Origin of the sequence: Streptomyces sp. NTH33, assembly GCF_003236365.1 — a bacterium.
Classification (GTDB): Bacteria; Actinomycetota; Actinomycetes; order Streptomycetales; family Streptomycetaceae; genus Streptomyces.
The window spans coordinates 1-468 of sequence record NZ_POTZ01001117.1; the positions used below are offsets into that span (position 1 = coordinate 1).

A 468-nucleotide genomic window follows, 5' to 3' on the forward strand; every position below is an offset into this window, starting at 1 on the left:
GTAGATGATCGTCGAGGGCTTCCGCGGGTGTCTTCCAGCCGAGGGTCTTACGGGGACGGGAGTTGAGGACCGCGGCGATGGCGGACAGTTCGTCGGCGCTCCATCGGGACAGGTCGGTGCCCTTGGGTGCCTCTGTGTTTGTCAAGCTGGTTGGTGCAGTGGCGTAGGCTCGGCTTTGGCGGGTCCGGGAAGTGACTTGTCCGAAGAGTTGGCCGTCGGGGTTGGGCCAGCCGCGCTGGATGCTGTAGTCGCCCCCGATTGTCCTCCCGGGCCCGTCGTCTCGGTGCGGCGGCGCTCGTCAGCGACCATGGTGCGCCAGACGTGGTTCGCCAGTCGGCGTTTAAGAAGCTGTTGTCTTTCCGGACGTGAGGACTGCGTTTTCGCTGGTGGGGCATAGGGGCGGCGATCTGGTGGGAGTGACGAACTGTCATGTCGTCGCTGCTGTGGGGGTCGTGGATGCCGTCGGTG

Annotated in this window: 1 pseudogene; it reads right to left on the reverse strand. The window is 65.2% G+C overall.

Annotated elements, in window-relative coordinates:
* Window positions 1-127 (reverse strand): annotated as a pseudogene (locus tag C1I97_RS38755) (IS30 family transposase); the annotation flags it as partial.
* Window positions 128-468 lie beyond the last annotated feature (341 nt).